This is a genomic window from Streptomyces sp. NPDC046881 (genome assembly GCF_040645015.1).
Taxonomy (GTDB): Bacteria; Actinomycetota; Actinomycetes; order Streptomycetales; family Streptomycetaceae; genus Streptomyces.
In genome coordinates this window covers 25,266-49,089 of sequence record NZ_JBEYXJ010000023.1, presented here as the reverse complement: position 1 = coordinate 49,089, position 23,824 = coordinate 25,266, and the positions used below count along the sequence as shown (strand labels likewise).

At 70.5% G+C, this 23,824-nt stretch carries 23 protein-coding genes and 2 pseudogenes; 17 read left to right on the top strand and 8 right to left on the bottom strand.

Going from position 1 to position 23,824, the window contains the following annotated elements; translation table 11 throughout:
• Positions 1-7: 7 nt before the first annotated feature.
• On the top strand, positions 8-823 hold the full coding sequence (locus tag ABZ923_RS14350) for an inositol monophosphatase family protein (RefSeq protein ID WP_361470788.1): 816 nt from the start codon (positions 8-10) through the stop codon (positions 821-823).
• An 85-nt stretch (positions 824-908) separates the two neighbouring features.
• On the opposite strand, the gene ABZ923_RS14345 is transcribed toward ABZ923_RS14350, so the two are convergent.
• Complete coding sequence (locus ABZ923_RS14345) at positions 909-1,082, bottom strand: hypothetical protein (RefSeq protein WP_165951500.1); 174 nt, start codon at positions 1,080-1,082, stop codon at positions 909-911.
• 408 nt (positions 1,083-1,490) lie between these two features.
• Between ABZ923_RS14345 and ABZ923_RS14340 the strand changes: the two genes are divergently transcribed.
• From ABZ923_RS14340 to ABZ923_RS14325, 4 genes are all read left to right on the top strand, one after another.
• A complete protein-coding gene (locus tag ABZ923_RS14340; RefSeq protein ID WP_007387794.1) occupies positions 1,491-2,144 on the top strand; it encodes a response regulator transcription factor in 654 nt (217 codons plus the stop codon).
• Positions 2,145-2,150: 6 nt separating this feature from the next.
• Entirely contained in the window at positions 2,151-3,407 is a 1,257-nt protein-coding gene (locus ABZ923_RS14335) for a HAMP domain-containing sensor histidine kinase (protein ID WP_361470786.1), read from the top strand.
• A 392-nt stretch (positions 3,408-3,799) separates the two neighbouring features.
• The gene (locus ABZ923_RS14330; protein WP_003997302.1) at positions 3,800-4,096 is read left to right on the top strand and encodes a DUF4193 domain-containing protein; all 297 of its coding nucleotides are present in this window, start codon (positions 3,800-3,802) and stop codon (positions 4,094-4,096) included.
• Positions 4,097-4,109: 13 nt separating this feature from the next.
• Entirely contained in the window at positions 4,110-5,024 is a 915-nt protein-coding gene (locus ABZ923_RS14325) for a hypothetical protein (protein WP_361470784.1), read from the top strand.
• Positions 5,025-5,028: 4 nt separating this feature from the next.
• On the opposite strand, the gene ABZ923_RS14320 is transcribed toward ABZ923_RS14325, so the two are convergent.
• A complete protein-coding gene (locus ABZ923_RS14320; RefSeq protein WP_361470783.1) occupies positions 5,029-5,493 on the bottom strand; it encodes a DUF3093 domain-containing protein in 465 nt (154 codons plus the stop codon).
• A 112-nt stretch (positions 5,494-5,605) separates the two neighbouring features.
• On the opposite strand from ABZ923_RS14320, the gene ABZ923_RS14315 reads away from it, so the two are divergent.
• From ABZ923_RS14315 to ABZ923_RS14280, 8 genes and pseudogenes are all read left to right on the top strand, one after another.
• Entirely contained in the window at positions 5,606-6,190 is a 585-nt protein-coding gene (locus tag ABZ923_RS14315; protein WP_361470781.1) for a PaaI family thioesterase, read from the top strand.
• Positions 6,187-6,738, top strand: a complete 552-nt coding sequence (gene dut / locus ABZ923_RS14310) for a dUTP diphosphatase (protein ID WP_361470780.1) — start codon at positions 6,187-6,189, stop codon at positions 6,736-6,738. Before ABZ923_RS14315 ends, dut begins: the two co-directional genes overlap by 4 nt.
• 1 nt (position 6,739) lies before the next feature.
• The gene (locus ABZ923_RS14305) at positions 6,740-7,501 is read left to right on the top strand and encodes a DUF3710 domain-containing protein (RefSeq protein ID WP_361470778.1); all 762 of its coding nucleotides are present in this window, start codon (positions 6,740-6,742) and stop codon (positions 7,499-7,501) included.
• Positions 7,502-7,682: 181 nt separating this feature from the next.
• Positions 7,683-8,025 (top strand): annotated as a pseudogene (locus ABZ923_RS14300) (ATP-binding cassette domain-containing protein); the annotation flags it as partial.
• A gap of 150 nt (positions 8,026-8,175) precedes the next feature.
• The gene (locus ABZ923_RS14295; RefSeq protein ID WP_361470777.1) at positions 8,176-10,734 is read left to right on the top strand and encodes a sensor histidine kinase KdpD; all 2,559 of its coding nucleotides are present in this window, start codon (positions 8,176-8,178) and stop codon (positions 10,732-10,734) included.
• Positions 10,728-11,447 (top strand): response regulator, encoded by a 720-nt coding sequence (locus tag ABZ923_RS14290; protein ID WP_361470775.1) that lies wholly within the window; start codon positions 10,728-10,730, stop codon positions 11,445-11,447. The genes ABZ923_RS14295 and ABZ923_RS14290 overlap by 7 nt, the downstream gene beginning before the upstream one ends.
• A 62-nt stretch (positions 11,448-11,509) precedes the next feature.
• Positions 11,510-11,908 carry an OB-fold nucleic acid binding domain-containing protein gene (locus tag ABZ923_RS14285; protein ID WP_078894191.1) on the top strand — a complete coding sequence of 133 codons (399 nt, stop codon included), beginning with the start codon at positions 11,510-11,512 and terminating at the stop codon, positions 11,906-11,908.
• Positions 11,909-11,911: 3 nt separating this feature from the next.
• Positions 11,912-12,679 (top strand): DUF3159 domain-containing protein, encoded by a 768-nt coding sequence (locus ABZ923_RS14280; RefSeq protein WP_361470772.1) that lies wholly within the window; start codon positions 11,912-11,914, stop codon positions 12,677-12,679.
• A gap of 79 nt (positions 12,680-12,758) precedes the next feature.
• On the opposite strand, the gene ABZ923_RS14275 is transcribed toward ABZ923_RS14280, so the two are convergent.
• Both ABZ923_RS14275 and ABZ923_RS14270 read right to left on the bottom strand, forming a co-directional pair.
• Complete coding sequence (locus ABZ923_RS14275; RefSeq protein WP_189305043.1) at positions 12,759-13,427, bottom strand: TrkA family potassium uptake protein; 669 nt, start codon at positions 13,425-13,427, stop codon at positions 12,759-12,761.
• A complete protein-coding gene (locus ABZ923_RS14270) occupies positions 13,427-14,098 on the bottom strand; it encodes a TrkA family potassium uptake protein (protein ID WP_014675526.1) in 672 nt (223 codons plus the stop codon). The genes ABZ923_RS14275 and ABZ923_RS14270 overlap by 1 nt, the downstream gene beginning before the upstream one ends.
• Positions 14,099-14,469: 371 nt before the next feature.
• Here ABZ923_RS14270 and ABZ923_RS14265 point away from each other — a divergent pair, with 371 nt between their 5' ends.
• Complete coding sequence (locus ABZ923_RS14265; protein WP_361470770.1) at positions 14,470-16,518, top strand: APC family permease; 2,049 nt, start codon at positions 14,470-14,472, stop codon at positions 16,516-16,518.
• 88 nt (positions 16,519-16,606) lie between these two features.
• Positions 16,607-17,935 (top strand): TRAM domain-containing protein, encoded by a 1,329-nt coding sequence (locus ABZ923_RS14260; RefSeq protein WP_361470768.1) that lies wholly within the window; start codon positions 16,607-16,609, stop codon positions 17,933-17,935.
• Positions 17,936-18,270: 335 nt separating this feature from the next.
• Here ABZ923_RS14260 and ABZ923_RS14255 read toward each other — a convergent pair.
• Positions 18,271-19,527, bottom strand: a pseudogene (locus ABZ923_RS14255) (3'-5' exonuclease); the annotation flags it as partial.
• A gap of 238 nt (positions 19,528-19,765) precedes the next feature.
• Here ABZ923_RS14255 and ABZ923_RS14250 point away from each other — a divergent pair.
• Positions 19,766-20,524 carry a hypothetical protein gene (locus ABZ923_RS14250; RefSeq protein WP_361470767.1) on the top strand — a complete coding sequence of 253 codons (759 nt, stop codon included), beginning with the start codon at positions 19,766-19,768 and terminating at the stop codon, positions 20,522-20,524.
• A complete protein-coding gene (locus ABZ923_RS14245) occupies positions 20,525-20,986 on the top strand; it encodes a transposase (RefSeq protein ID WP_361470765.1) in 462 nt (153 codons plus the stop codon).
• 110 nt (positions 20,987-21,096) lie between these two features.
• Here ABZ923_RS14245 and ABZ923_RS14240 read toward each other — a convergent pair whose 3' ends face one another.
• From ABZ923_RS14240 to ABZ923_RS14230, 3 genes are all read right to left on the bottom strand, one after another.
• Complete coding sequence (locus ABZ923_RS14240; protein ID WP_361470764.1) at positions 21,097-21,525, bottom strand: cupin domain-containing protein; 429 nt, start codon at positions 21,523-21,525, stop codon at positions 21,097-21,099.
• Between the two features lie 57 nt (positions 21,526-21,582).
• Positions 21,583-22,956, bottom strand: coding sequence for a condensation domain-containing protein (locus ABZ923_RS14235; RefSeq protein ID WP_361470762.1), 1,374 nt, complete (start codon positions 22,954-22,956; stop codon positions 21,583-21,585).
• A 689-nt stretch (positions 22,957-23,645) separates the two neighbouring features.
• Entirely contained in the window at positions 23,646-23,789 is a 144-nt protein-coding gene (locus tag ABZ923_RS14230; RefSeq protein ID WP_361470760.1) for a hypothetical protein, read from the bottom strand.
• Between the last annotated feature and the right edge of the window lie 35 nt (positions 23,790-23,824).

The following is a 23,824-nucleotide window of genomic DNA, read 5'->3' as shown; positions in this document are numbered from 1 at the left end:
GAGACCCGTGACCGACGCCCTGCACCGGGACCTGCTCGCCCTCGCCCGGGAGGCCGCCGGCCGCGCCGGCGCGCTGCTGCGCGACGGCCGCCCCGCCGACCTGGCCGTGGCCAGGACGAAGTCCAGCCCCATCGACGTCGTCACCGAGATGGACATCGCGGCGGAGAAGCTGATCACCGACCTGATCTCCGGGCGGCGCCCGCACGACGGCTTCCTCGGCGAGGAGGGCGCCTCCGTCGAGGGCACGAGCGGCATCCGCTGGGTGATCGACCCGCTCGACGGCACCGTCAACTACCTGTACGGACTGCCGACCTGGGCGGTGTCGGTCGCCGCCGAACAGGACGGCGAGACCGTCGTCGGAGTGGTCGCCGCCCCGATGCGCGGCGAGACGTACCACGCCGTGCGCGGTGGTGGCGCGTGGGCGACCGGCGCATGGGAGGGCGAGCGGGCGCTCGCCTGCCGTCCCGCGCCCCCGCTGGACCAGGCCCTGGTCTCCACCGGATTCAACTACGTCACCGAGGTCCGCACCCACCAGGCCGGGGTGGCCGCCCGGCTCGTCCCGCTGCTGCGGGACATCCGGCGCAGCGGCTCGGCGGCGGTCGACCTGTGCGACGTGGCCTGCGGCCGGCTCGACGGGTACTACGAGCGGGGTCTGCACGCGTGGGACGTCGCGGCCGGGGACCTGATCGCCCGGGAGGCGGGCGCGCTGACCGGCGGGCGGCCCGGAGAGCGCCCCTCGGGGGACCTGACCGTGGCGGGGACGCCCGGGGTGTTCGAGCCCCTCCAGCGGCTGCTGGAGGACTTCGGCGCCTGGCACGACTGACCGGGGCACCGGCGGCCGCACGCACAGGGACCCCGGCGCTGGATTCGCCGGGGTCCCTTCGTGCGTTCGTGCGCTTACGGGCCGATCAGACGCGTGACGCGCCGACCTCCACACCGTGTTCGGCGGCGAGGCGTCGCAGGTCGTCGAGCTCTGCCTGCTCCACCTCGACGAGGAAGTCGTCGCCCTCGTCACGAGCCCGCGACAGGTCGGTCTCGGTCGCCCTTATGCGCTGCAGAAGTCCTGCGGTGAAAGCGTCCATGCTGCGCCCCCTCGTCCAGGGTCGTGGGTCGGTGGCACGGGGGTGTGCCGTAGGAAGGGGCGATCACGTCTCTCGCAGGTGCCCAGCGCTGCCCGGCCGGGCGGCGACGGTGCCGGACACCCACGCCCGCTCTGCCAAGCGGATGGCGTGGTACCGCATGGTGCTGCGGCACATGCAGAGCGTGATCGCGGGGTGTAAAGCCGTCCTCCCCCCGCTCCCTTCCGCGGAAACCTCAACCGGCGCAGAATTTCGCGTATTCCCGCCCCGGCACCCCTTCCCCCGGCCCGGACCCCGCCTTACAGCCGACTTATGGCCGAAAAGGGCAGGATGGGGGTCACACCCACGGACATCCCTGCCCGCACGCGCCCACGCGCGCTACGCGGGTGGACATGAGGAAGGACAAGCGACGTGCGCGTACTCGTCGTCGAGGACGAGCAACTGCTCGCCGATGCGGTGGCCACCGGACTGCGCCGGGAGGCCATGGCCGTCGACGTCGTGTACGACGGTGCGGCCGCCCTGGAACGCATCGGCGTCAACGACTACGACGTGGTCGTCCTCGACCGCGACCTCCCGCTCGTGCACGGCGACGACGTGTGCCGCAGGATCGTCGAACTGGGCATGCCCACGCGCGTGCTGATGCTCACCGCCTCCGGTGACGTCAGCGACCGCGTCGAGGGCCTGGAGATCGGCGCCGACGACTATCTGCCCAAGCCGTTCGCCTTCAGCGAGCTGATCGCCCGGGTGCGCGCCCTCGGCCGCCGCACCAGCGTGCCCCTGCCGCCGGTCCTGGAGCGCGCCGGCATCAAGCTCGACCCCAACCGCCGCGAGGTCTTCCGGGACGGCAAGGAGGTCCAGCTCGCCCCCAAGGAGTTCGCGGTGCTGGAGGTGCTCATGCGCAGCGAGGGGGCCGTGGTCTCGGCGGAGCAGCTGCTGGAGAAGGCCTGGGACGAGAACACCGACCCCTTCACCAACGTGGTGCGGGTGACGGTGATGACCCTGCGCCGCAAGCTGGGCGAGCCGCCCGTCATCGTCACCGTCCCCGGCTCCGGCTACCGGATCTGATCCCCCGTGGCCACGACACCCGCCCCGCCCCAGGCTCCCCCGAAGCCCACCTGGGACCCCAGGAGGCCGCAGCCGCCCTTCCCCTGGCTGCGCCCGACCATCCGCATACGGCTGACGCTGCTGTACGGCGGCATGTTCCTGATCGCCGGCATCCTGCTGCTGTCGATCATCTACCTGCTCGCCGCCCAGGCCATCAGCACCGGCAACCAGCCGCTGTTCAAGATCGTCAGCGGTTCGGCGATCAAGGTCACCAGCGACAACTGCCCCGCGGTCACCGCGATCAACTCCGGTCCGGTGCCGCTGTCGGACTTCAACGACGCGATCGCCCACTGTGTGGACCAGCAGCGCCAGGGGGCCCTGGACAACCTGCTGAGCCGCTCCCTGCTGGCTCTGCTGGGCCTCGCCGTGATCGCCTTCGCGTTCGGCTACGCGATGGCCGGCCGCGTGCTGTCCCCGCTCGGCCGGATCACCCGCACCGCCCGCCAGGTGGCCGGCTCGGACCTGTCCCGCCGGATCGAGCTGGACGGCCCGGACGACGAGCTGAAGGAGCTGGCGGACACCTTCGACGACATGCTGGAGCGGCTGCAGCGGGCCTTCACCGCCCAGCAGCGCTTCGTCGGCAACGCCTCGCACGAGCTGCGCACCCCGCTCGCGATCAACAGAACGCTCCTCGAGGTGCACCTGTCGGATCCGAACGCGCCGGTGGAACTCCAGCAGCTCGGCAAGACGCTGCTCGCCACCAACGAGCGCAGTGAACAGCTGGTCGAGGGGCTGCTGCTGCTCGCCCGCAGTGACAACCAGATCGTCGAGCGCAAGCCGGTCGACCTGGCCGAGGTCGCCACGCAGGCCATCGACCAGGTGCACGCCGAGGCGGAGGCCAAGGGTGTCTCGATCCGCGGTGAGCGCAAGCCGGCCGTGGTGCAGGGCAACGGCGTGCTGCTGGAGAGGATCGCGCTGAACCTCGTCCAGAACGCCGTGCGGTACAACGTTCCGGAGAAGGGCTGGGTCGAGGTGACCACCGAGATCCGGCACGGGCAGGCGGTGCTCACGGTCACGAACACGGGACCGGTGGTCCCGGCGTACGAGATCGACAACCTCTTCGAGCCGTTCCGGCGGCTGCGTACCGAGCGCACCGGCAGTGACAAGGGGGTGGGTCTCGGTCTGTCGATCGTCCGGTCCGTGGCCCGGGCGCACGGCGGACACATCCTGGCCGAGCCCCGCGAGGGCGGTGGTCTGGTGATGCGCGTCACCTTCCCGGTGTGACCGAAAACGACACACGCGGAGGATGTTCGCTTTACGCGGAAATTTTTGACCGCGAGTCGGGGTTCTTCCTGTGTGATCGATCACACGGGCGGAATTCCGGCCATGTACGCACAGTGATCATGACAGAAGGTGGAAAGCCGGGAAAGTCCTGGTTTTCAGGGCTCTTGATCACGGGAAGTACACGGGGAGGCGCCTTTGAGGTGCGGCATTCGGACCGTGTACGGTCCTCACCGCCATCCAAGCCGATCACTCTTGAGGGGTCGGGTTGGGTGTCGATTGAGTAACAGACCTTGATGTGAGGCAAAATCTCCGCCTCAGGTCGGGCACAAGTCCGGCCTCTCACGCGTTACGTGCGCTGGAGACACCGCAGACACCCAGAGGGGGAGAGCGATATGGCAACCGATTACGACACTCCACGCAAGACCGACGACGACGTCGACTCGGACAGTCTTGAAGAGCTGAAGGCCAGGCGGAACGACAAGTCCACCTCGTCGGTGGACGTCGACGAGTTCGAGGCCGCCGAGGGCCTCGAACTGCCCGGCGCCGACCTCTCCAACGAGGAGCTGGCCGTCCGGGTGCTGCCCAAGCAGCAGGACGAGTTCACCTGCATGAGCTGCTTCCTGGTGCACCACCGCAGCCAGCTGGCCCGGGAGAAGAACGGTCAGCCGATCTGCCGCGACTGCGACTGAGGACGGGTCGGCCATGTCCGGCTCGACCCCTCCTCGGAAGCGCCGCTTCCCCCTGTGGAAAGCGGACCAAGGGCCGGTCGACGGCCCGCACGGCACGCGTGACGACGAGCGGGGCTCATCAGGAGCGGGAGCCTCGCTCGGGCCGGCGCCCGACCGGGACGACCTGCCGGCGCCGGCACGGCACCCCGCACCCGTCGCCCGGCGCCGGGCGACGGCGATCCGCGAGAAGGCCCGGGAACTGACCCGGGAAGGCGCCCTCAGGGGCGGCAGCCGGGCCCGCGCGGGGCTGGCGTACCTCGCGGACCGCATCATCGAGATCGCCCCGCGCATCCCCGTACGCGACCTCGCGACCCTGCGCAGGCAGTTCCCCGGGCTCGGACCCGAGGAGATCGCCGACAGACTGGTGGCGGGCGCGGCGGCCGGCACCTCCACGGTCGGAGCCGGGGTCGGAGCGGCGGCGATGCTGCCGGTGCCGCCGGCCATGCCGACCGAGCTGGCCGCCGAGATCACCGGGGTCGCCGCGATCGAGCTGAAGCTGATCGCCGAACTGCACGAGGTCTACGGGGTCCGCCCGCCGGGCGGCCTCAGGGACCGCACCGCCGCGTATCTGTCCTCCTGGTCGGAGGAGCGCGGGATCGACGTGATGAAGCCGTCGACGTACGACACGGCCCTGGGCGGCCGGATGAAGCGCCAACTGCGCCAGCAGATCATGAAGCGGATGGTCCGCAACCTGCCCAACCTGATGCCGTTCATGGTGGGAGCCGCGGTCGGGGCGGTCATGAACCGCCGGGACACCCGAAGACTCGCAGCCCGCGTCCGGGGCGACCTGCGCAGGATCCAGGTGCCCTGGGACTCCCTCCCGGAGCTGCCGCCTCTGGAGAAGCCGGCCGACCCCGTCGCGCCGCGCGAGCTGCCCGGCGAGCTGTAGGGCCTCAGGCGTGCGCCGTCCGCGCCGCCTCGATGGCTGCGGCCAGCCGCTCCGGCTCCCGCGTCGACAGGTACAGGTACGGCGTCGGGTCCTGCGGGTCCGTGACCTCCACCCGCAGCGCCGTAGGGATGTAGGCGCGCAGCAGCAGGAAGGCGCGGGTGTCGGCCTTGTACGTCCGCCAGGCGCGGGCCTCCTCCGCGTCCAGCACCTCCGCCGCGCCCAGCGCGGCCACCGGGATCTTCGCCTCGCCCGCGATCAGGGAGTCGCCCACGACCCGGATGCGCGGGGAACCGTACGCGCTGGCCACCACGGCCGCGGCCGCCGTACCGCCGACCAGGCCGCCGAGCAGCGGCAGGGTGCCGAAGGGCAGCAGGATCAGGGCGAACGAGACGCCCACCAGGAAGCTGATCAGCCACCACGAGCGGGGGGCGGTGAGGCGTTCTTCGTAGGGGCTGGCGGAGAGCTGCATGGAGCCAAGCTTGGCACGGGATCCGTACACCACCGGAGTCGGGGCGCTCGGCGCGAAGCGCTGTCGAGCGGGGCGGTGGTGGGTGACGGGTGGGCGGGTAAGGTCTGCGGCTGTGAGTGGTAGTTCCCCAGCTCTTCAGCCTCCCGCCGACGCGGGCACACCGGTACGGCACCCCGACGCGCCCGCGCCCGGGGAGCTTCTCGGCGCCCACTACGAACACTGTTTCGGATGCGGGCCCGGGCAGCCGCACGGACTGCACCTGGAGGCCCGTGCCGGCGAGGGCGTCTCGCTGACCGCCGAGTTCACGGTGCAGCCCGCCCACCAGGGCGCCCCCGGCCTCGCGCACGGGGGAGTGCTCGCCACCGCCCTGGACGAGACCCTCGGCTCGCTGAACTGGCTGCTGCGGACCATCGCCGTCACCGGGCGGCTGGAGACGGACTTCGTGCGGCCCGTGCCCGTCGGCACCACGCTGTATCTGGAGGCCGAGGTCACGGCCGTCGCCGGGCGGAAGATCTACTCCACCGCCACCGGGCGCCTCGGCGGCCCCGACGGGCCGCTCGCCGTGCGCGCCGACGCCCTCTTCATCGAGGTCAAGGTCGACCACTTCATCGACCACGGCCGCGAGGAGGAGATCCAGGCCGCCATGAGCGACCCCGACCGGATCCGGCGCGCCCGCGCCTTCGAGGTGAACCCGTGAGCCGTGACCCGCTGAACGTGCAGATCCGGCGTGTCGACCCGGACGTACCGCTTCCGGCGTACGAGCATCCCGGGGACGCCGGAGCCGATCTGCGCACCACCGAGGCGTGCGAGCTGAAGCCCGGCGAGCGGGCCGTCCTGCCCACGGGGGTGTCGATCGCCCTGCCCGAGGGGTACGCGGCCTTCGTGCATCCGCGTTCCGGCCTCGCCGCCCGCTGCGGTGTCGCCCTCGTGAATGCCCCGGGGACGGTGGATGCCGGGTACCGTGGGGAGATCAAGGTGATCGTGGTGAACCTCGACCCGCGCGAGAGCGTGCGGTTCGAGTGCTTCGACCGGATTGCCCAACTGGTCGTCCAGCAGGTCGAGAGGGTCCGCTTCCAGGAGGTCGCGGAGCTTCCCGGCTCGGCGCGGGCCGAAGGGGGCTTCGGGTCCACCGGCGGTCATGCCGCGGTGGGCGGCGAGAGCGGCACAAGCGGTCAGGCCGCCGAGGGCGGTCCGACGGGTGGGAATCGATACGCTTCGGTCGTATCCGACCGGGAAGGACAGTGACGTGTTCGGACGTCGCAAGAAGAAGGGTGCCGCCGAGGACGCGGCCGGCGAGGCCGAGCAGGTCGTCGACAGCGTCGACACCGAGGCGGACGAGGAGGAGGCCGGGCACGAGCGCGTCCGGCTGGAGCCCGGGCCCCGGCCCGACGGTCCGTGGGACAGCAGCGAGGTGCGCGACCCGGCCGAGGGTCGCGTGGACCTCGGCGGTCTGTTCGTGCCGGGCGTCGACGGCATGGAGCTGCGGGTCGAGGTCGCCGGTGACGCCATCGTCGCCGCGACCGTCGTGCTGCGCGACAGCGCCATCCAGCTCCAGGCGTTCGCCGCGCCCAAGCGCGAGGGCATCTGGGGCGAGGTCCGCGAGGAGATCGCGTCCGGCATCACCCAGCAGGGTGGCATCGTCGACGAGGTCGAGGGCCCGCTCGGGTGGGAGCTGCGCGCCCAGGTGCCGGTGCAGCTGCCCGACGGCACCGGTGGCTTCCAGGTCGTACGGTTCGTCGGCGTGGACGGCCCGCGCTGGTTCCTGCGCGGTGTGATCTCCGGCCAGGGCGCGGTGCAGCCGCAGGCGGCCGGGCTCCTGGAGCAGATCTTCCGGGACACCGTCGTGGTCCGCGGCGAGGGTCCGATGGCCCCGCGCGACCCGATCGTCCTGAAGCTGCCCAACGACGCGCAGATGGTCCCCGAGGGGGTCCAGCAGGAGGAGGGTTCGCGCTTCTCCGGCGGGATGGGGCAGTTGCAGCGGGGGCCCGAGATCACCGAGGTCCGCTGACGGCTTAGGCAGCGACACACGGGCCGCACCCCTCAGGGGTGCGGCCCGTTTCCTTGCGCGGTGCGCGCCGTCGGGGGTGCCCGGCCGTTGCCGGGTGCGGGTCTGCCGTGGTCGCTCGCGCAGTTCCCCGCGCCCCTTACGGGGCGTGACCCCGACCGGTGGTACTGATGCGCGGTCCACCCGCGAGCGGGAGGAGCGGGTCGCGCTGCCGCTCTCCCTCGTGGGGCTCGCCGGCCACGCGGCACAGCGGCCCGGGGAGCTGTCCGGCGGCCGGCAGCAGTGGGTCGCCATCGCCCGGGCCCTCGCCAACCGGCCGGCGCTGCTCATCGCCGACGAGCCGACCGGCCGGCTCGACGCCGAGACCGGGCACGCCGTCATGGAGCTGCTGCGGGCCGTCGTCCACAGCGAGCAGTCCTCCACGCTCGGCCTCGCTCGCGCGGGGGGACCCCCTCCGCCCTGGTCGCCACGCACGACACACCCTGCTGGACCTGGCCGACCGGGTGCTGGAGCTGCGCGACGGCAAGATCACCGAGCACTGAGCCCCGGTCGGCCGCGCCGCCCGTCAGGGTCGCGTCAAAGTTGCCCGCCGTCGGCACTCCCGTCCAAGGTCACGGTGATCGCCGGCCGTAAGGTCGACGCTGCGCAGGCAACAGGCGCGGGAAGACAATGGGGCCATGGCACGCGGCAAGCTTCGGATCTACCTCGGCGCGGCGCCGGGCGTGGGCAAGACCTACGCCATGCTCGCCGAGGCGCACCGCCGGGTGGAGCGGGGCACCGACTGCGTGGTCGCGTTCGTGGAGCACCACGGCCGGCCGCGCACCGAGGTGCTGCTGCACGGCCTGGAGCAGGTGCCGCGCCGGCAGCTGGAGCACCGCGGGGCCGTCTTCGGCGAGATGGACGTCGAGGCCGTGCTGCGCCGGAGGCCCGCCGTGGCCCTCGTGGACGAGCTGGCCCACGTCAACGTCCCCGGCTCCCGCAACACCAAGCGCTGGCAGGACGTCGAGGAGCTGCTCGCCACCGGCATCGACGTGGTTTCCACCGTCAACATCCAGCACCTGGAGTCACTCGGCGACGTCGTGGAGTCGATCACCGGGGTGCGCCAGCGCGAGACCGTCCCCGACGAGGTCGTCCGCCGGGCCGACCAGATCGAGCTGGTCGACATGTCACCGGAGGCGCTGCGGCGCCGCATGGCGCACGGCAACATCTACCAGCCGGACAAGGTCGACGCGGCCCTGTCCAACTACTTCCGCCCCGGCAACCTCACCGCCCTGCGCGAGCTGGCGCTGCTGTGGGTGGCCGACCGGGTCGACGAGTACCTGAACGCGTACCGCAGCGAGCACCGGGTCTCGAAGATATGGGGCTCCCGGGAGCGGATCGTGGTCGGCCTGACCGGCGGTCCCGAGGGACGCACCCTGATCCGGCGTGCCGCGCGGCTCGCCGAGAAGGGCGCCGGCGGCGAGGTCCTCGCCGTCTACATCGCCCGCAGCGACGGGCTGACCTCGGCCTCCCCGAAGGAACTGGCCGTCCAGCGCACCCTCGTGGAGGACCTCGGCGGCACCTTCCACCACGTCGTCGGCGACGACATCCCGGCCGCCCTGCTCGACTTCGCGCGCGGGGTGAACGCCACCCAGATCGTGCTCGGCTCCTCGCGCCGCAAGGCCTGGCAGTACGTCTTCGGGCCCGGCGTCGGCGCCACGGTGGCCCGGGACTCCGGCCCGGACCTGGACGTGCACATCGTCACCCACGAGGAGGTCGCCAAGGGCCGGGGACTGCCCGTGGCCCGCGGCGGCCGGCTCGGGCGGGCCCGGATCGCCTGGGGCTGGGCGGTGGGCCTCGTCGGCCCGGCGGTCCTCGCGGTGCTGCTGAACACCGTCGACCTCGGCCTCGCCAACGACATGCTGCTGTTCCTGGCCGTCACCGTCGCCGCGGCCCTGCTCGGCGGCCTGCTGCCCGCGCTGGCCTCGGCGGCCTTCGGCTCGCTGCTGCTGAACTACTTCTACACCCCGCCGCTGCACCGGCTGACCGTCGCCGACCCCAAGAACATCGTCGCCATCGCGATCTTCTTCGGGGTCGGCATGTCGGTCGCCTCGGTGGTCGACCTCGCCGCCCGGCGCACCCACCAGGCCGCCCGGCTGCGCGCCGAGTCCGAGATCCTGTCCTTCCTCGCCGGGAACGTCCTGCGCGGCGAGACCAGCCTGGAGGAACTGCTGGAACGGGTCCGGGAGACCTTCGCCATGGAGTCCGCCGCCCTGCTGGAGCGCGAGAGCGACGTGGCGCCCTGGACCTGCGCGGGCCGCGCCGGCCTCGGGCCGCCGCTGGAGCGCCCCGAGGACGCCGACGTCGACATGCCGGTCGGCGACCACATGGCGCTCGCGCTCACCGGCCGGGTGCTGCCCGCCGAGGACCGCCGGGTGCTGGCCGCGTTCGCCGCCCAGGCCGCCGTCGTACTGGACCGCAGGAGGCTCCGCGAGGAGGCCGACCGGGCCCGCGCGCTCGCCGAGGGCAACCGCATCCGCACCGCGCTGCTGGCCGCCGTCAGCCACGACCTGCGCACCCCGCTGGCCGGCATCAAGGCCGCCGTGTCGTCCCTGCGCTCCGAGGACGTGGCCTGGTCCGAGGAGGACCGGGCGGAGCTGCTGGAGGGCATCGAGGAGGGCGCGGACCGGCTCGACCACCTCGTCGGCAACCTGCTCGACATGTCCCGCCTCCAGACGGGTACGGTCACGCCGCTGATCCGCGAGATCGACGTGGACGAGGTCGTACCGATGGCCCTGGGCGGCGTACCCGAGGACAGCGTCTGGCTGGACGTGCCCGAGACGCTGCCGATGGTCGCCGTCGACCCGGGGCTGCTGGAGCGGTCGGTGGCCAACCTGGTGGAGAACGCCGTCAAGTACAGCCCGCGCGGGCGGCGCGTCCTGGTGGCCGCGAGCGCCATCGCCGACCGTGTCGAGGTGCGCGTGGTGGACCGTGGACCGGGCGTGCCGGACGAGGCGAAGGATCGTATCTTCGAGCCGTTCCAGCGGTACGGTGACGCTCCGCGCGGTGCCGGTGTCGGGCTCGGCCTGGCCGTCGCCCGGGGCTTCGCCGAGGCCATGGGCGGCACCCTCACCGCGGAGGACACGCCGGGGGGCGGGCTCACCATGGTGCTCACCCTCCGCGCGGCCGGAGCACGCCCCGAGCCCCTCCCCGCCGGGGCAGGCGGCGCAGAACCAGAAAGGCAGACCCTATGCTGAGCCCGAATGGGGGGACCCCCCGCACCCCCACGAGGGTGCTCGTGGTCGACGACGAGCCGCAGATCGTGCGCGCCCTCGTGATCAACCTCAAGGCGCGCAAGTACGAGGTCGACGCGGCCCCCGACGGCACGACCGCGCTCGAACTCGCCGCCTCCCGCCACCCCGACGTCGTCGTCCTCGACCTGGGTCTGCCCGACATGGACGGCGTCGAGGTGATCAAGGGACTGCGCGGCTGGACCCGGGTGCCGATCCTGGTGCTGTCCGCCCGGCACTCCTCCGACGAGAAGGTCCAGGCGCTGGACGCGGGCGCCGACGACTACGTGACCAAGCCGTTCGGCATGGACGAGTTGCTGGCCCGGCTGCGGGCCGCGGTCCGCCGGGCCGAGCCGGCCGGGCCGGGCGAGGACGACCTGACGACCGTCGAGACCGCGGGCTTCACCGTCGACCTCGCCGCCAAGAAGGTCAACCGCGGCGGCAGGGACGTGCGGCTCACCCCGACCGAGTGGCACCTGCTGGAGGTGCTGGTCCGCAACACCGGCCGGCTGGTCGGCCAGAAGCAGCTGCTGCAGGAGGTCTGGGGGCCGTCGTACGGGACCGAGACCAACTACCTGCGGGTGTACATGGCCCAGTTGCGGCGCAAACTGGAGTCGGACCCCTCGCACCCCCGGCACTTCATCACCGAACCGGGGATGGGCTACCGGTTCGAGAAGTAGGGCCGCCGACCCGGGACCAGCGGGCTTACGGTCCTGTCGGTGGTCCCCGGTACGCTTCAGATATGACTGCTGTTCCTCGTTCCGAAAAGCCGGCCGGCCGGTTCCGGCGCATGCTCGACCGGCTCTCCTCGTCGCAGGAGGACCTGGAGTCCGAGGAGCTGCGCGAGGACGCCGAGACGGCCGGCTGTACGAAGATCGGCGACTGTCGGGACCGGCAGATCGTCACCGTTACTGGTACCTTGCGCACGGTCACCCTGCGACCGCGCGCCGGAGTCCCGGCCCTGGAGGCCGAGCTGTTCGACGGCTCCGCCGCGCTGGACGTGGTCTGGCTCGGCAGGCGCTCCATCGTGGGCATAGAACCGGGGCGCAAGCTCATCGCATCGGGCCGGATCTCGATGAGCCGGGGCCGCCGGGTGCTGTTCAACCCGAAATACGAACTGCGACCCCTCGGACGGGAGTAGCCGGTGACGTCCCTCGACAAGCCGACCGAAGACACCGACCAGACTCAGCCCGACGACGCCCGCGCGGTGACCGAGGCGGCGCTGTTCGAGGCCTTCGGCGGAGTCCGCGGCATGGTCGAGACGGTCCTTCCGGGCCTGCTCTTCGTCACGATCTTCACGGTCGACAAGGACCTGCACCTCTCCGCGATCGCCGCGCTGGCGGTCTCCCTCGTGCTGGTCGTGGTCCGGCTGGCCATGAAGGACACCGTCAAGCACGCCTTCAGCGGTGTCTTCGGTGTGGTCTTCGGCGTGGTGTTCGCGATGTTCACCGGCAATGCCAAGGACTTCTACCTCCCCGGCATGCTCTACACGCTGGGCATGGCGCTGGCCTACATCGTGACGACCCTGGCGGGCGTTCCCCTGATCGGCCTCATCCTCGGCCCGATCTTCAAGGAGAACCTCTCCTGGCGCACCCGCAACCCCGGCCGCAAGAAGGCCTACGCCAAGGCCAGCTGGGCCTGGGGCCTGATCCTGCTCGCCAAGTGCGCGATCCTCTTCCCGCTGTACTGGTGGGCCGACACCGCGCAGCTCGGCTGGGTCCTGGTCACCCTGAAGATCCCGCCGTTCCTGCTGGCGGTCTGGCTGACCTGGGTCTTCCTCGCGAAGGCGCCCGCGCCGATCGACGTCTTCGCGGAGCTGGAGGCCGAGGAGAAGGCCGAGAAGGAGCGCCAGGCCGCGCAGGCCGCGGAGAGCGGCGAGACGACCGGCGGACGGCACCGCCGGGAGGCGTGAGCGGTCCGTCGTACGACGCGGAAAGGGCGCCCCCGGTCAGTCAGGGGCGCCCTTTTCACGTGCGGTCGGTCCTCGCCGGTCAGTCCTCGCGCCGCACCGACAGCAGATCCTCCAGTTGCTCCTCCCGGGCCTGCGCGGCCACGAACAGCAGCTCGTCGCCCGGCTCCAGGGAGTCCTCCTTGGAGGGGGTCAGCACACGGGTGCCTCGGATGATCGTGACCAGGGAGGTGTCCTCGGGCCACTCCACGTCGCCGACCTGGGTGCCGGCCAGGGCCGACTCCTCCGGCAGGGTCAGCTCGACGAGGTTGGCGTCGCCGTGGCTGAAGCGGAGCAGCCGGACCAGGTCGCCGACGCTCACCGCCTCCTCGACCAGGGCGGACATCAGGCGCGGGGTGGAGACGGCGACGTCCACGCCCCAGGCCTCGTTGAACAGCCACTCGTTCTTGGGGTTGTTGACGCGGGCGACGACGCGCGGGACGCCGTACTCCGTCTTCGCGAGCAGCGAGACGACCAGGTTCACCTTGTCGTCGCCGGTCGCGGCGATCACGACGTTGCAGCGCTGCAGCGCCGCCTCGTCCAGGGAGGTGATCTCGCAGGCGTCGGCCAGCAGCCACTCCGCCTGCGGGACGCGCTCGACCGAGATGGCGGTCGGCGCCTTGTCGATCAGCAGGACCTCGTGGCCGTTCTCCAGCAGCTCGCCCGCGATCGAGCGGCCGACCGCGCCGGCCCCGGCAATGGCGACCCTCATCAGTGACCGCCCTCCTCTTCCGGGCCACCGGCGAACGCCGCCTCGACCTTGTCCACGTCGTCCGTACGCATCATCACGTGCACGAGGTCGCCCTCCTGCAGCACCGTCTGCGAGGTGGGCAGGATCGCCTCGCCCAGCCGGGTCAGGAACGCCACCCGGACGCCCGTCTCCTCCTGCAGCTTGCTGATCTTGTGGCCCACCCACTTCGGGGAGGCGTGCACCTCGGCGAGCTGCACCCCGCCGGTGGGGTCGCGCCACAACGGCTCGGCCCCGGACGGAAGCAGCCGGCGCAGCATCTGGTCGGCGGTCCAGCGGACCGTGGCCACCGTCGGGATGCCCAGGCGCTGGTAGACCTCGGCGCGGCGGGGGTCGTAGATGCGGGCGGCCACGTTCTCCACACCGAACATCTCGCGCGCCACGCGCGCGGAGATGATGTTGGAGTTGTCCCCGCTGGAGACCGCGGCGAAGGCGCCGGCCTCCTCGATGCCCGCCTCGCGCAGGGTGTCCTGGTCGAAGCCGACGCCGGTGACCCGGCGGCCCCCGAAGCCCGGGCCCAGCCGGCGGAAGGCGGTGGGGTCCTGGTCGATCACGGCGACCGTGTGTCCCTGTTGCTCCAGGGTCTGGGCGAGAGCGGAACCCACTCTCCCGCAGCCCATGATGACGATGTGCACGACCGTCCTTCCGGTGTCCAAAAGTTACTGCTCAGCATCAGGGTCTCAGACCGACGCCCAAAGCTACACACGGGCGCCACGCGGCCGGCACCCCCGTGCCGGGGCCGGTCGCAGGCGCCGGCGAGTGATACTGCGCACGCTGCACAGGGTCAGGATTCCGAGGCCGCCGAGGGCGAGCAGCGCCCCGATCAGCTCCGCGGTCGCGGGCATGGAACCTCCGAAGTGCGATGACAGGCCGGGTTTGCCATCTAGTCACGGGGGGCACATGGACCACGGATTCCGCAGTTCCATGCGCCCTTGATTTCACTCGGGAGGCATATCCAGCACGCCGGGTGGGCGGGTGCCAGTTCGAAGGCTTACGATCCTCTCTCGTGTCCAAACTGACCGACGTGCCCAAACGGATCCTGATCGGGCGCGCACTGCGCAGTGACCGGCTGGGGGAAACGCTCCTGCCGAAGCGCATCGCACTCCCCGTCTTCGCCTCCGACCCGCTGTCCTCCGTCGCCTACGCGCCGGGGGAGGTCCTGCTGGTCCTCTCCATCGCGGGCGTGTCGGCGTACCACTTCAGCCCCTGGATCGCGGTCGCGGTCGTGGTGCTGATGTTCACCGTGGTCGCCTCCTACCGGCAGAACGTGCACGCCTATCCGAGCGGTGGCGGCGACTACGAGGTCGCGACCACCAACCTCGGCCCCAAGGCCGGCCTCACCGTGGCCAGCGCGCTGCTCGTCGACTACGTCCTCACCGTCGCCGTCTCCATCGCCTCCGGCATCGAGAACCTCGGCTCCGCGATCCCCTTCGTGGTCGAGCACAAGGTGTTCTGCGCCGCCGCCGTGATCGTGCTGCTGACGCTGATGAACCTGCGGGGCGTGAAGGAGTCCGGAAAGCTCTTCGCGATCCCGACGTTCGTCTTCGTCGGCGGCGTCTTCATCATGATCGCGTGGGGCGCCTTCCGCGGCCTCGTCCTCGGCGACACCATGCGGGCCCCGACGGCCGACTACCACATCAAGGCCGAGCACCAGGGCCTCGCCGGCTTCGCGCTGGTCTTCCTGCTGCTGCGCGCCTTCTCCTCCGGCTGTGCGGCCCTCACCGGCGTCGAGGCGATCTCCAACGGCGTCCCGGCCTTCCGCAAGCCCAAGTCCAAGAACGCGGCGACCACCCTGGCGATGATGGGCCTGCTGGCCGTCACCATGTTCTGCGGCATCATCGCGCTCGCCATGGTCACCAAGGTCCGCATGGCCGAGCACCCGGCCAGCGACCTGCTGCGCGGCGGCGTCCCGGTCGGCTCCGGCTACGTCCAGAACCCGGTGATCTCCCAGGTCGCCGAGGCGGTCTTCGGCAAGGGCAGCTTCCTGTTCGTCCTGCTCGCCGCCGCCACCGCGCTGGTGCTGTTCCTGGCCGCCAACACCGCGTACAACGGCTTCCCGCTGCTCGGCTCGATCCTCGCCCAGGACCGCTACCTGCCGCGCCAGCTGCACACCCGCGGCGACCGGCTCGCCTTCTCCAACGGCATCGTGCTGCTCGCGGGCGCCGCGATGCTGCTGGTGTTCATCTACGGCGCGGACTCCACCCGCCTGATCCAGCTGTACATCGTCGGCGTGTTCGTGTCCTTCACGCTCAGCCAGACCGGCATGGTCCGGCACTGGAACCGCCACCTCGCGGCCGAAAAGGACCCGGCCAAGCGCAGCCACATGATCCGCTCCCGCGCGATCAACGCGTTCGGCGCCTTCTTCACCGGCCTGGTGCTCGTCGTCGTCCTGGTCACCAAGTTCACGCACGGCGCCTGGGTGGCCCTGCTCGGCATGTGCATCTTCTACGCGACGATGACCGCGATCCGGAAGCACTACGACCGGGTCGCCGACGAGATCGCCGCGCCCGAGGGCCCGAGCGACGACATGGTCCGCCCGTCCCGCGTGCACTCGGTCGTCCTGATCTCCAAGATCCACCGTCCCACGCTGCGCGCCCTGGCCTACGCCAAGCTGATGCGCTCGGACACCCTGGAGGCGCTGACCGTCAACGTCGACCCGGCCGAGACCAAGGTGCTGCGCGAGGAGTGGGAGCGGCGCGGGATCGACGTACCGCTGAAGGTCCTGGACTCGCCGTACCGCGAGATCACCCGGCCGATCATCGAGTACGTCAAGAGCCTGCGCAAGGAGTCCCCGCGCGACGCGGTCTCCGTGATCATCCCCGAGTACGTGGTCGGCCACTGGTACGAGCACCTGCTGCACAACCAGAGCGCCCTGCGCCTGAAGGGCCGCCTGCTGTTCACGCCGGGTGTCATGGTGACCTCGGTGCCGTACCAGCTGCAGTCCTCCGAGGCGGCCAAGCTGCGGGCCCGCAGGCGGCAGGAGTGGAACGCCCCCGGTGCGGTCCGTCGTGGCCCGGCGGTGGAGCGGCCGAAGGAGCCCTCGGCCAAGGACTGAGGCGGGGCGGGGAGGCCGTAGACTGGTGGGCTGTTGTCGGGCCCGCCGGTGCGGGCCGCCCCCGCTGCCGATCTGGAGTCACCCCACCATGCCCGCAGAACCGAAGAAGTCGCTGGTGGGGGAGGAGTACGAGGTCGAGATCGGCCCCGTCGCCCACGGCGGCCACTGCATCGCCCGTACGGCCGAGGGACAGGTGCTGTTCGTCCGGCACGCGCTGCCCGGCGAGCGGGTGGTGGCCCGGGTGACCGAGGGGGAGGAAGGCGCCCGCTTCCTGCGCGCGGACGCCGTACGGATCCTGGAGGCGTCCAAGGACCGCATCGAGGCCCCCTGCCCGTTCGCCGGCCCCGGCCGCTGCGGCGGCTGCGACTGGCAGCACGCCAAGCCGGGCGCCCAGCGCCGGCTGAAGGCCGACGTCATCGCCGAGCAGCTCCAGCGGCTCGCCGGCCTCACCCCCGAGGAGGCCGGCTGGGACGGCACGGTGGTCCCGGCCGAGGGCGACAAGCTGCCCGCCGGCCAGGTCCCGCAGTGGCGCACCCGCGTCCAGTACGCCGTCGACGCCGAGGGCCACGCCGGTCTGCGCCGGCACCGCTCGCACGAGGTCGAGCGCATCGACCACTGCATGATCGCGGCGGCGGGCGTGAGCGAGCTGGGCATCGAGAAGCGGGACTGGACCGGCATGGCCTCCGTCGACGCGATCGCCGCGACGGGGTCCCAGGACCGCATGGTCATCCTGGAGCCGCGCCCCGGCGCCCGGCTGCCCCTCGTCGAGCTCGACAGGCCCGTCTCCGTCATGCGCGTCGACGAGCGGGACGGCGGCATCCACCGCGTCCACGGCCGCGCGTTCGTGCGCGAGCGCGCCGACGACCGCACCTACCGGGTCGGCAGCGGCGGCTTCTGGCAGGTCCACCCGAAGGCGGCCGACACGCTCGTCACGGCGGTGATGCAGGGCCTCCTGCCCCGCAAGGGCGAGATGGCCCTCGACCTCTACTGCGGCGTCGGCCTCTTCGCCGGCGCCCTCGCCGACCGCCTCGGCGAGCAGGGCGCGGTCCTCGGCATCGAGTCCGGCAAGCGGGCCGTGGAGGACGCCCGGCACAACCTGGCCGACTTCCCGCGGGTCCGCATCGAGCAGGGCAAGGTCGAGTCGGTCCTGCCGCGCACCGGCATCACCGAGGTCGACCTCATCGTCCTCGACCCGCCCCGCGCGGGAGCCGGCCGCAAGACGGTCACCCACCTCGCGTCCCTGGGCGCCCGCCGCATCGCCTACGTCGCCTGCGACCCCGCGGCGCTCGCCCGGGACCTGGGGTACTTCCGGGAGGGCGGGTACCGGGTGCGGACGCTGCGGGCGTTCGATCTGTTCCCGATGACGCATCACGTGGAGTGCGTGGCGATTCTGGAGCCCAGCACAAAGAGCCTGTGACCTGCGGGTTCCTCCGAATGTTCGAGTGCGGCAGGGTGTGCTCGATCTGTTTTTCGAAACCCATCGTGTGGAGCCTGTCGTAGGCTCGCGCCACGTGTCTCACCTGCGGCTCCGTGTAGCGGGGCGCGGGTTGGGAGCCCTTTCCTCGCATTCGCGAGGGCGGTCGGGAAAGCGTCTTGACGCTCGTTCGACGCTGATTCTGGCGGAGCGTCATGGCGCTCGCTCGCCGGCTATCGAACCCAGGTGGAGCATCCCGCTGATGCCTACGGAACCGCTCCGTCGTCTCGGCAGCCAAGGCACAGTGGCCATAGGCGGGGACCCGCCCCGAAACGGTGTCACCTGCCGCCGTGCTCCGTCTCCACCCACGAGCTGTCGAGGAACGGGCTGGGCCTGCCGTGCCAGAAGACATCCACGCTGTCGCGTGCCCGGGTCGCGGCCACGAAGAGCAGGGACCTGGCGCGCTGCATCTCGTGCCGGTAGCGGGTGGGCTCGCGGTTACGCAGCCGGCTCACGTCCTCACGCGGAACGAGCCCGTCCGTCACGCCCGCGATGATCATCCGCTGGTACTCCAGCCCCTTGAACCGGAACATCGTGCCGATGTGCACGCCGACGGAGCCGTTCGGCCCGTCGGAGCGGATCTCGACGGAGTCGATGCCGTGCAGCTTCAGCGTGTACGCCATCTCGGTCGCCATCTGATTGGTCGGGACGCACACCGCGATCCGCTCGTGCGGGACGGCGGTGTCCGGGTCCGCGTCCCACTCCTTGATCAGAGCGGCCACACCCTCCCGCTCGGCTTCCCAGTCCGGGAAGGCGTGTCCGGCCGGGAGGCCGCCGTTGAGCACGGACCGGTAGCCGGCGAGGGTCTCCGTGCCGCCGTCGAGATCGTCGTACGTCATCTCGCCCAAGACCCCCAGGGCCGAGCGTAGGATCTGCCGTGTCGTTCGGTAGCTGAGGGTCAGCTTCGCGGACCGGCCGCGGATGTTGACGCCCAGACTGCCGAGCGTGACCTGGTTCTTGTAGATGCGCTGGTGGGTGTCGCCCACCAGGAACAGGTCGTCCGGCGTACGGGGGGCCATGGCGCGCAGCATCTTCCAGTGGGCGGGGCGCAGGTCCTGGGCCTCGTCCACCACGATGTGGCGGTACCGGTAGCGCAGCCGGCCGCCGGAGCCGTCCTGCAGGTGGATGTTGTCGAGGCCGCCCGCTTCCTCCCGCTGCCGTGCGATGTTTAGGATGCGCTGTTCGCGACCCATCTCCAGGCGTGCCGCACGCTCCGCCACTTGGTCCCAGGTCTGCCGTCCGAGGCGGTCGAGACGCTGGGTGAAGCGTTCGGCGAGCTGCCAGATCTCGGCCCGCTCGCTACGGCCGATGCTCTTGCCGCGCCCGGCCCGCCGGGCGCGGAAGTAGTCGGTGCGGTTGCCGACGGCCTGGCCGAGGATGACCTGCGTCCACTCCTCGTGCAGGAACTCCGGGTCCCAGGTGTCCTCGCCCAGTTCGTCGAGCATGGCCCGCCACTCGCGTACGGCCTGACCGTCGTCGATGGCCTGCTTGCCGTTGCCGGGTTCGGCCTCGCGGACGACGCGCCGACTCAGCCGGGAAGGGCGACTGGAGGGAATTATCCGCAACTGGTGGAGGGATGCCTATAGGGAGACCAACCAGACGGAGCGACTTGATCTGCTGAATCGCATCGGCCGCTTGGCTCCTCAGACAGCCCCTTCTGAACTCTGGGAATCCCTCGCAGCCGATGGTTGGGCCCGCAGCCGACCGCCGGTATCGGAGCAAGCACTGTTCCTCCGTGGTGCAGTACGCCAAAGTCCAGCGACCGCCCGGACGGTGGGCGAGGGACTTGCAGCGCATGGCCTTACCGGATGGCTGTCTCTTGGTGTGGCGTCGGACATGCACCCGGGGGCCGTCATCGCAGCACTGCTGAAGATCGCTGACCGGTCCGATCTCGCCCATGAGGTCGCGATGTCGATCGCGGGATCGCCCGGACTCGGCAGGCTGAGCACCACTGACCTCGTCCGTATCGTGCCTCTCCTCTCCTACGCCTCGCCGCAGGCGCTGGCGAGGGCCGCAGCCGCTGTCGAAGGCCACCTCCTCGACATCTGCCACCAGACCTGGAGCACCGACGACCAGTCACTCGCCCGGGACGTCGGTTGGCTGGCTTTCTGGCTCCACGAAGCCGGCAGTCCGGTGGACCTCCCAGAGATGCCTCTGGCAGCGCGGCGGATTCACGACCTGCCGACTCAGACATGGGCGGCAGGTTGGTTCAGGCCGCGTCCCTGGGTCGACGCACTGATCGACAAGTGGGACGAGCGGAACCTCGAACCCCCGCTGGCACCGGCTGATGCGAGCCGTTCCCTTGCTGTGCTCATCCGCACCGGCCGAGGACCGGTGCATGGCGATGAGCGTCGTTGGCGGCATGCGTTCCAGGCCGAGCCCGCCGAACTACTCCCCCTACTTCACCAGCTTCAGACCAAACCAGAAGTCCGGAGGGCGTTTTCCGGCGAACTCGCGGCCCTGCGAACTCGCCTCCGCACAGCGGCATGGGCGGCGGCCCCATCTGCTCAAGCCGTGCTGCTCCTTGCCTAGGTGAGCACGAGTCCCGAGGTCGACCGCCGCAAGACCGGTAGCAAACACCACCTGATCTGCGACGGCAACGGCACTCCGTTCCAAGTTGTCACCACCGCGGCGAACGTCGACGACGTCACCCAGACCCTGACCCTCGTCGACGCCGTCCCACCCGTCGCCGGCCGCGTCGGCCATCCCCGCAAGCGGCCCGACGCCCTGCTCGGCGACAAGGGCTACGACAGCGAACCCAATCGCCGTGAACTGTGCAAACGCGGCATCGTCCCTGTCATCTCCCGACGCGGCCACCCCGGCATCCACGGCCTGGCCAAACTCCGCTACGTCGTGGAGCAGACCTTCGCCCTGCTCCACCAGTTCAAACGACTTGCCGTCCGCTGGGAACGACGTCTCGACCTCCACGACGCCTTCGTCTCGCTGGGCGGCAGACTTATCTGCTGGCGACGCCTCAAGAAAGCCACCACATGATCAGGTAACGAGCTCTCAGGGGCACTACTTACGGCACGGTGCTTGGCGACATCGAGGCCGGGCGCGTCGTGGATGTGCTCCCGGGACATGTCTCGGACAACTACACGACGTCACTTCTGTTCCGTGCGGATCACAGTCATGCGATGGGCGGAGTCGACGGGGTGGTGAGGCGTACTGAACGAGATGATCGTTAGTGGTCCGCCGTCCCGCGGGCCGCGCAGGCCGTGCTCGTAAACCGCCGGGATGAACACAGACTGCCCCGCACGCAACGGGTGGTCCACGCCGTCTATATACACCGAACCAGTCCCCGACTGCACGTACAGCAGATGGTCACCCTCGTGGATGTGGGGCGGAAACGCGCTTCCCGGCTGCAGTACGAGTCGGTCGACGCCCATGGTGACGCCCAGGGACGACACCGCGCGGGCTCCGCTGGCGCCCTCTATGCCGATGACGTCGACACCGAGGTCGTCAATCACCTGATGTTGCTGCGCGGCCGCGAGATCGACCAAGTGCTGTGCGACGTCGAACAGATTGCTCATGTCAGCTCTTTCCTATGATGTGTATTGACTGTTCGGTGGTGCGCTGCGAGTGGTGGTTCAAAGTGATGCGGCGAGGTTCAGGACCCGCTCGGTGAGCGAGCCAAGGACCGCTTCGGCAAAGTCGGCCGGCACCACACCGTCCTGCCACAGCAGGTGGAGGCTGATCTGGTCGGGGAACCGGTCGACCTTCAGGACGAAGGGTCGGCCGCGTCGCTTCAGACCCTCGGCACGGATGCGATCGTCTGCGGGCGGCCGCGCCGGAAGGGGTCCGAGCAGTGCGGGCGGTCCTCCGCCGTCCCGCGGGACGGTGAGATCCTGGTAGTTCAGCCAGACGCCAGTCAGCACGGAAGCATGCGTGCCGGCGTAGATTTCGTGCTTGAGCTCCTCCACACGCAGCCGGTCCACGTTCGCGGCTATCGCTCCGCGCAGTTGCATCGGGTACAGGGCGCGCGCGGCGTCGGCCAGGTTCATCCCCGGCGTCCGCTCGACGGTCACGGGTCCGCGCAGGAAGAGAGTGCTGACTGACCGCCGGTGGCCGGGGCTCAGCCGGTTGGTGAAGTGCGCCTGCAGGCCCACTCGGAAGGCACCGGCCACGTCGCACAGGGCATGGCCCAGAGCGGTGAGGAAGAGCGTGGAGACAGGCACACGCAAAGCCGCGGAGCCCCGGTCGGCGGCCTGCAAGAGCCGGGTCGAGCCCATGACGCAGGACCGGTACGTCGGTGGCGGATCCCCGGCTCGGGCCGGGGCACCCACGTGGGGTACATCAGCTGCCCGCAGGCCGGACAGCTGATCGCGCCAAAGGGCGAGGGCCCGCTCCAGGTGGGCGCGTCCCGCCGAGGACCGTTCCCACCGGGCAACCTCCCTTGGCTGCATGGGTAGTTCGGTCGCTCCGAAAGCCTCCTCAGGGGCCTGCCCGCGCCGGGCGGCGGTCAGGAACCGGGCGAGGTCGTTCCGTAGCACCTCAATGCCCCAGCCGTCGACGGCGGCATGGTCGGCGACGACACCGATTTCGGTGACGGCACCCCGGTCCTCCGCGACAAGCACTTTCAGAGGCCACTGCCGCTTGACGTCGAAGTCAGTGCGGCGCAGCGAGCGGAACCTCTGAGCGCCTTCGTCGGCCGGGGTGAACTCGAGCAGCGGTTCCAGGTCGGCCGGTGACGTCGGCGCGGGCGCCACCCACTGCACGTCTCGTGGTCCGTCACCAGGGACGAGGAGGGTGCGCAGCGCCTCATGCCGGGTGATGAGTGCGCGAACCGCCGCACGCACCTGGTCGCGGGTGCTGCCCGTGGCAGCCACGCCGGTGACCAGGTTGTAGACATGGGAGTCCGTACGGTGCAGGGAGGGCGGCTGATCAATCCGCCAGCCCACCTGCCAGTCCAACTGGGGCCAGTTGACGGGCTCTTCACGCCAACCGGGTCCGGGGTCGGTCACCGCCACCCCCTGACATGGGCCTGGTACAGCTGCGTGTGTTGCACGTGAGTGGCCGTCAGCTCATGGTGGAGGAGATTCCGCCCCGTCACGGAGAACGCGATGACATCGGGTGTGGATCCAGCAAATAACTCCCGCAATGCAACCGTCTTTGGGTTTCCGCCAGACACCTTCATAATATGGATGGGGTATCCTTTCTGCACCAACGGCCGCTCTCCGAAGCCGCCCTGAGATAATCGGCGACCAATGGCATGGAGAATCGAGGGGAATCCCAAACTGATTGCTGCACGACAATCATCAAGTGCACAACAGGGTCGGAATTTTACTGAGTAGCGTCGTTCATATTCTCCAGCCCAGGGCCGTGAGCGCCGGGACAGCCGTGCGGCAGCGCAGCCGTTGAAGGGCGGGATGAATGACGTGGAGACGGCCGGGACCGGGCGGACGTTGAGAGCCCGCGCGGGCGACACAGACTAAGAAGAGGGGAACAGCGCGGAGGAGCAACTTAAACATAGAGGGGACAAAGCCCCGCGTCGCATCGAGCGAAGTCGACGTACACGCGCCTCACCAGGAACTTCCTGACGCCCGTCACGATCATGACGCGACAATACCGCGACATTAGGCAACCGGTCAACCATGTATCACTCCGTCATATCTGGTCGAGTACTGCACCATCAGCCACTCCTGATCTGTCATCAAGCCGAGTGCAGCCGGGCTTTATCCGCTTTGACGGACATCGCCGGCAGCCACGCGGTGACGGCGGCCGCGTCATGCCCGTCGAGCTGAACGAGAACCGTGAAACGAGTGGAGCACTCGAGGACCGTCGCGATCTGGGTCACGCCGCGGCCCAGCGTCACCCTCGGGTCTGTCCAGC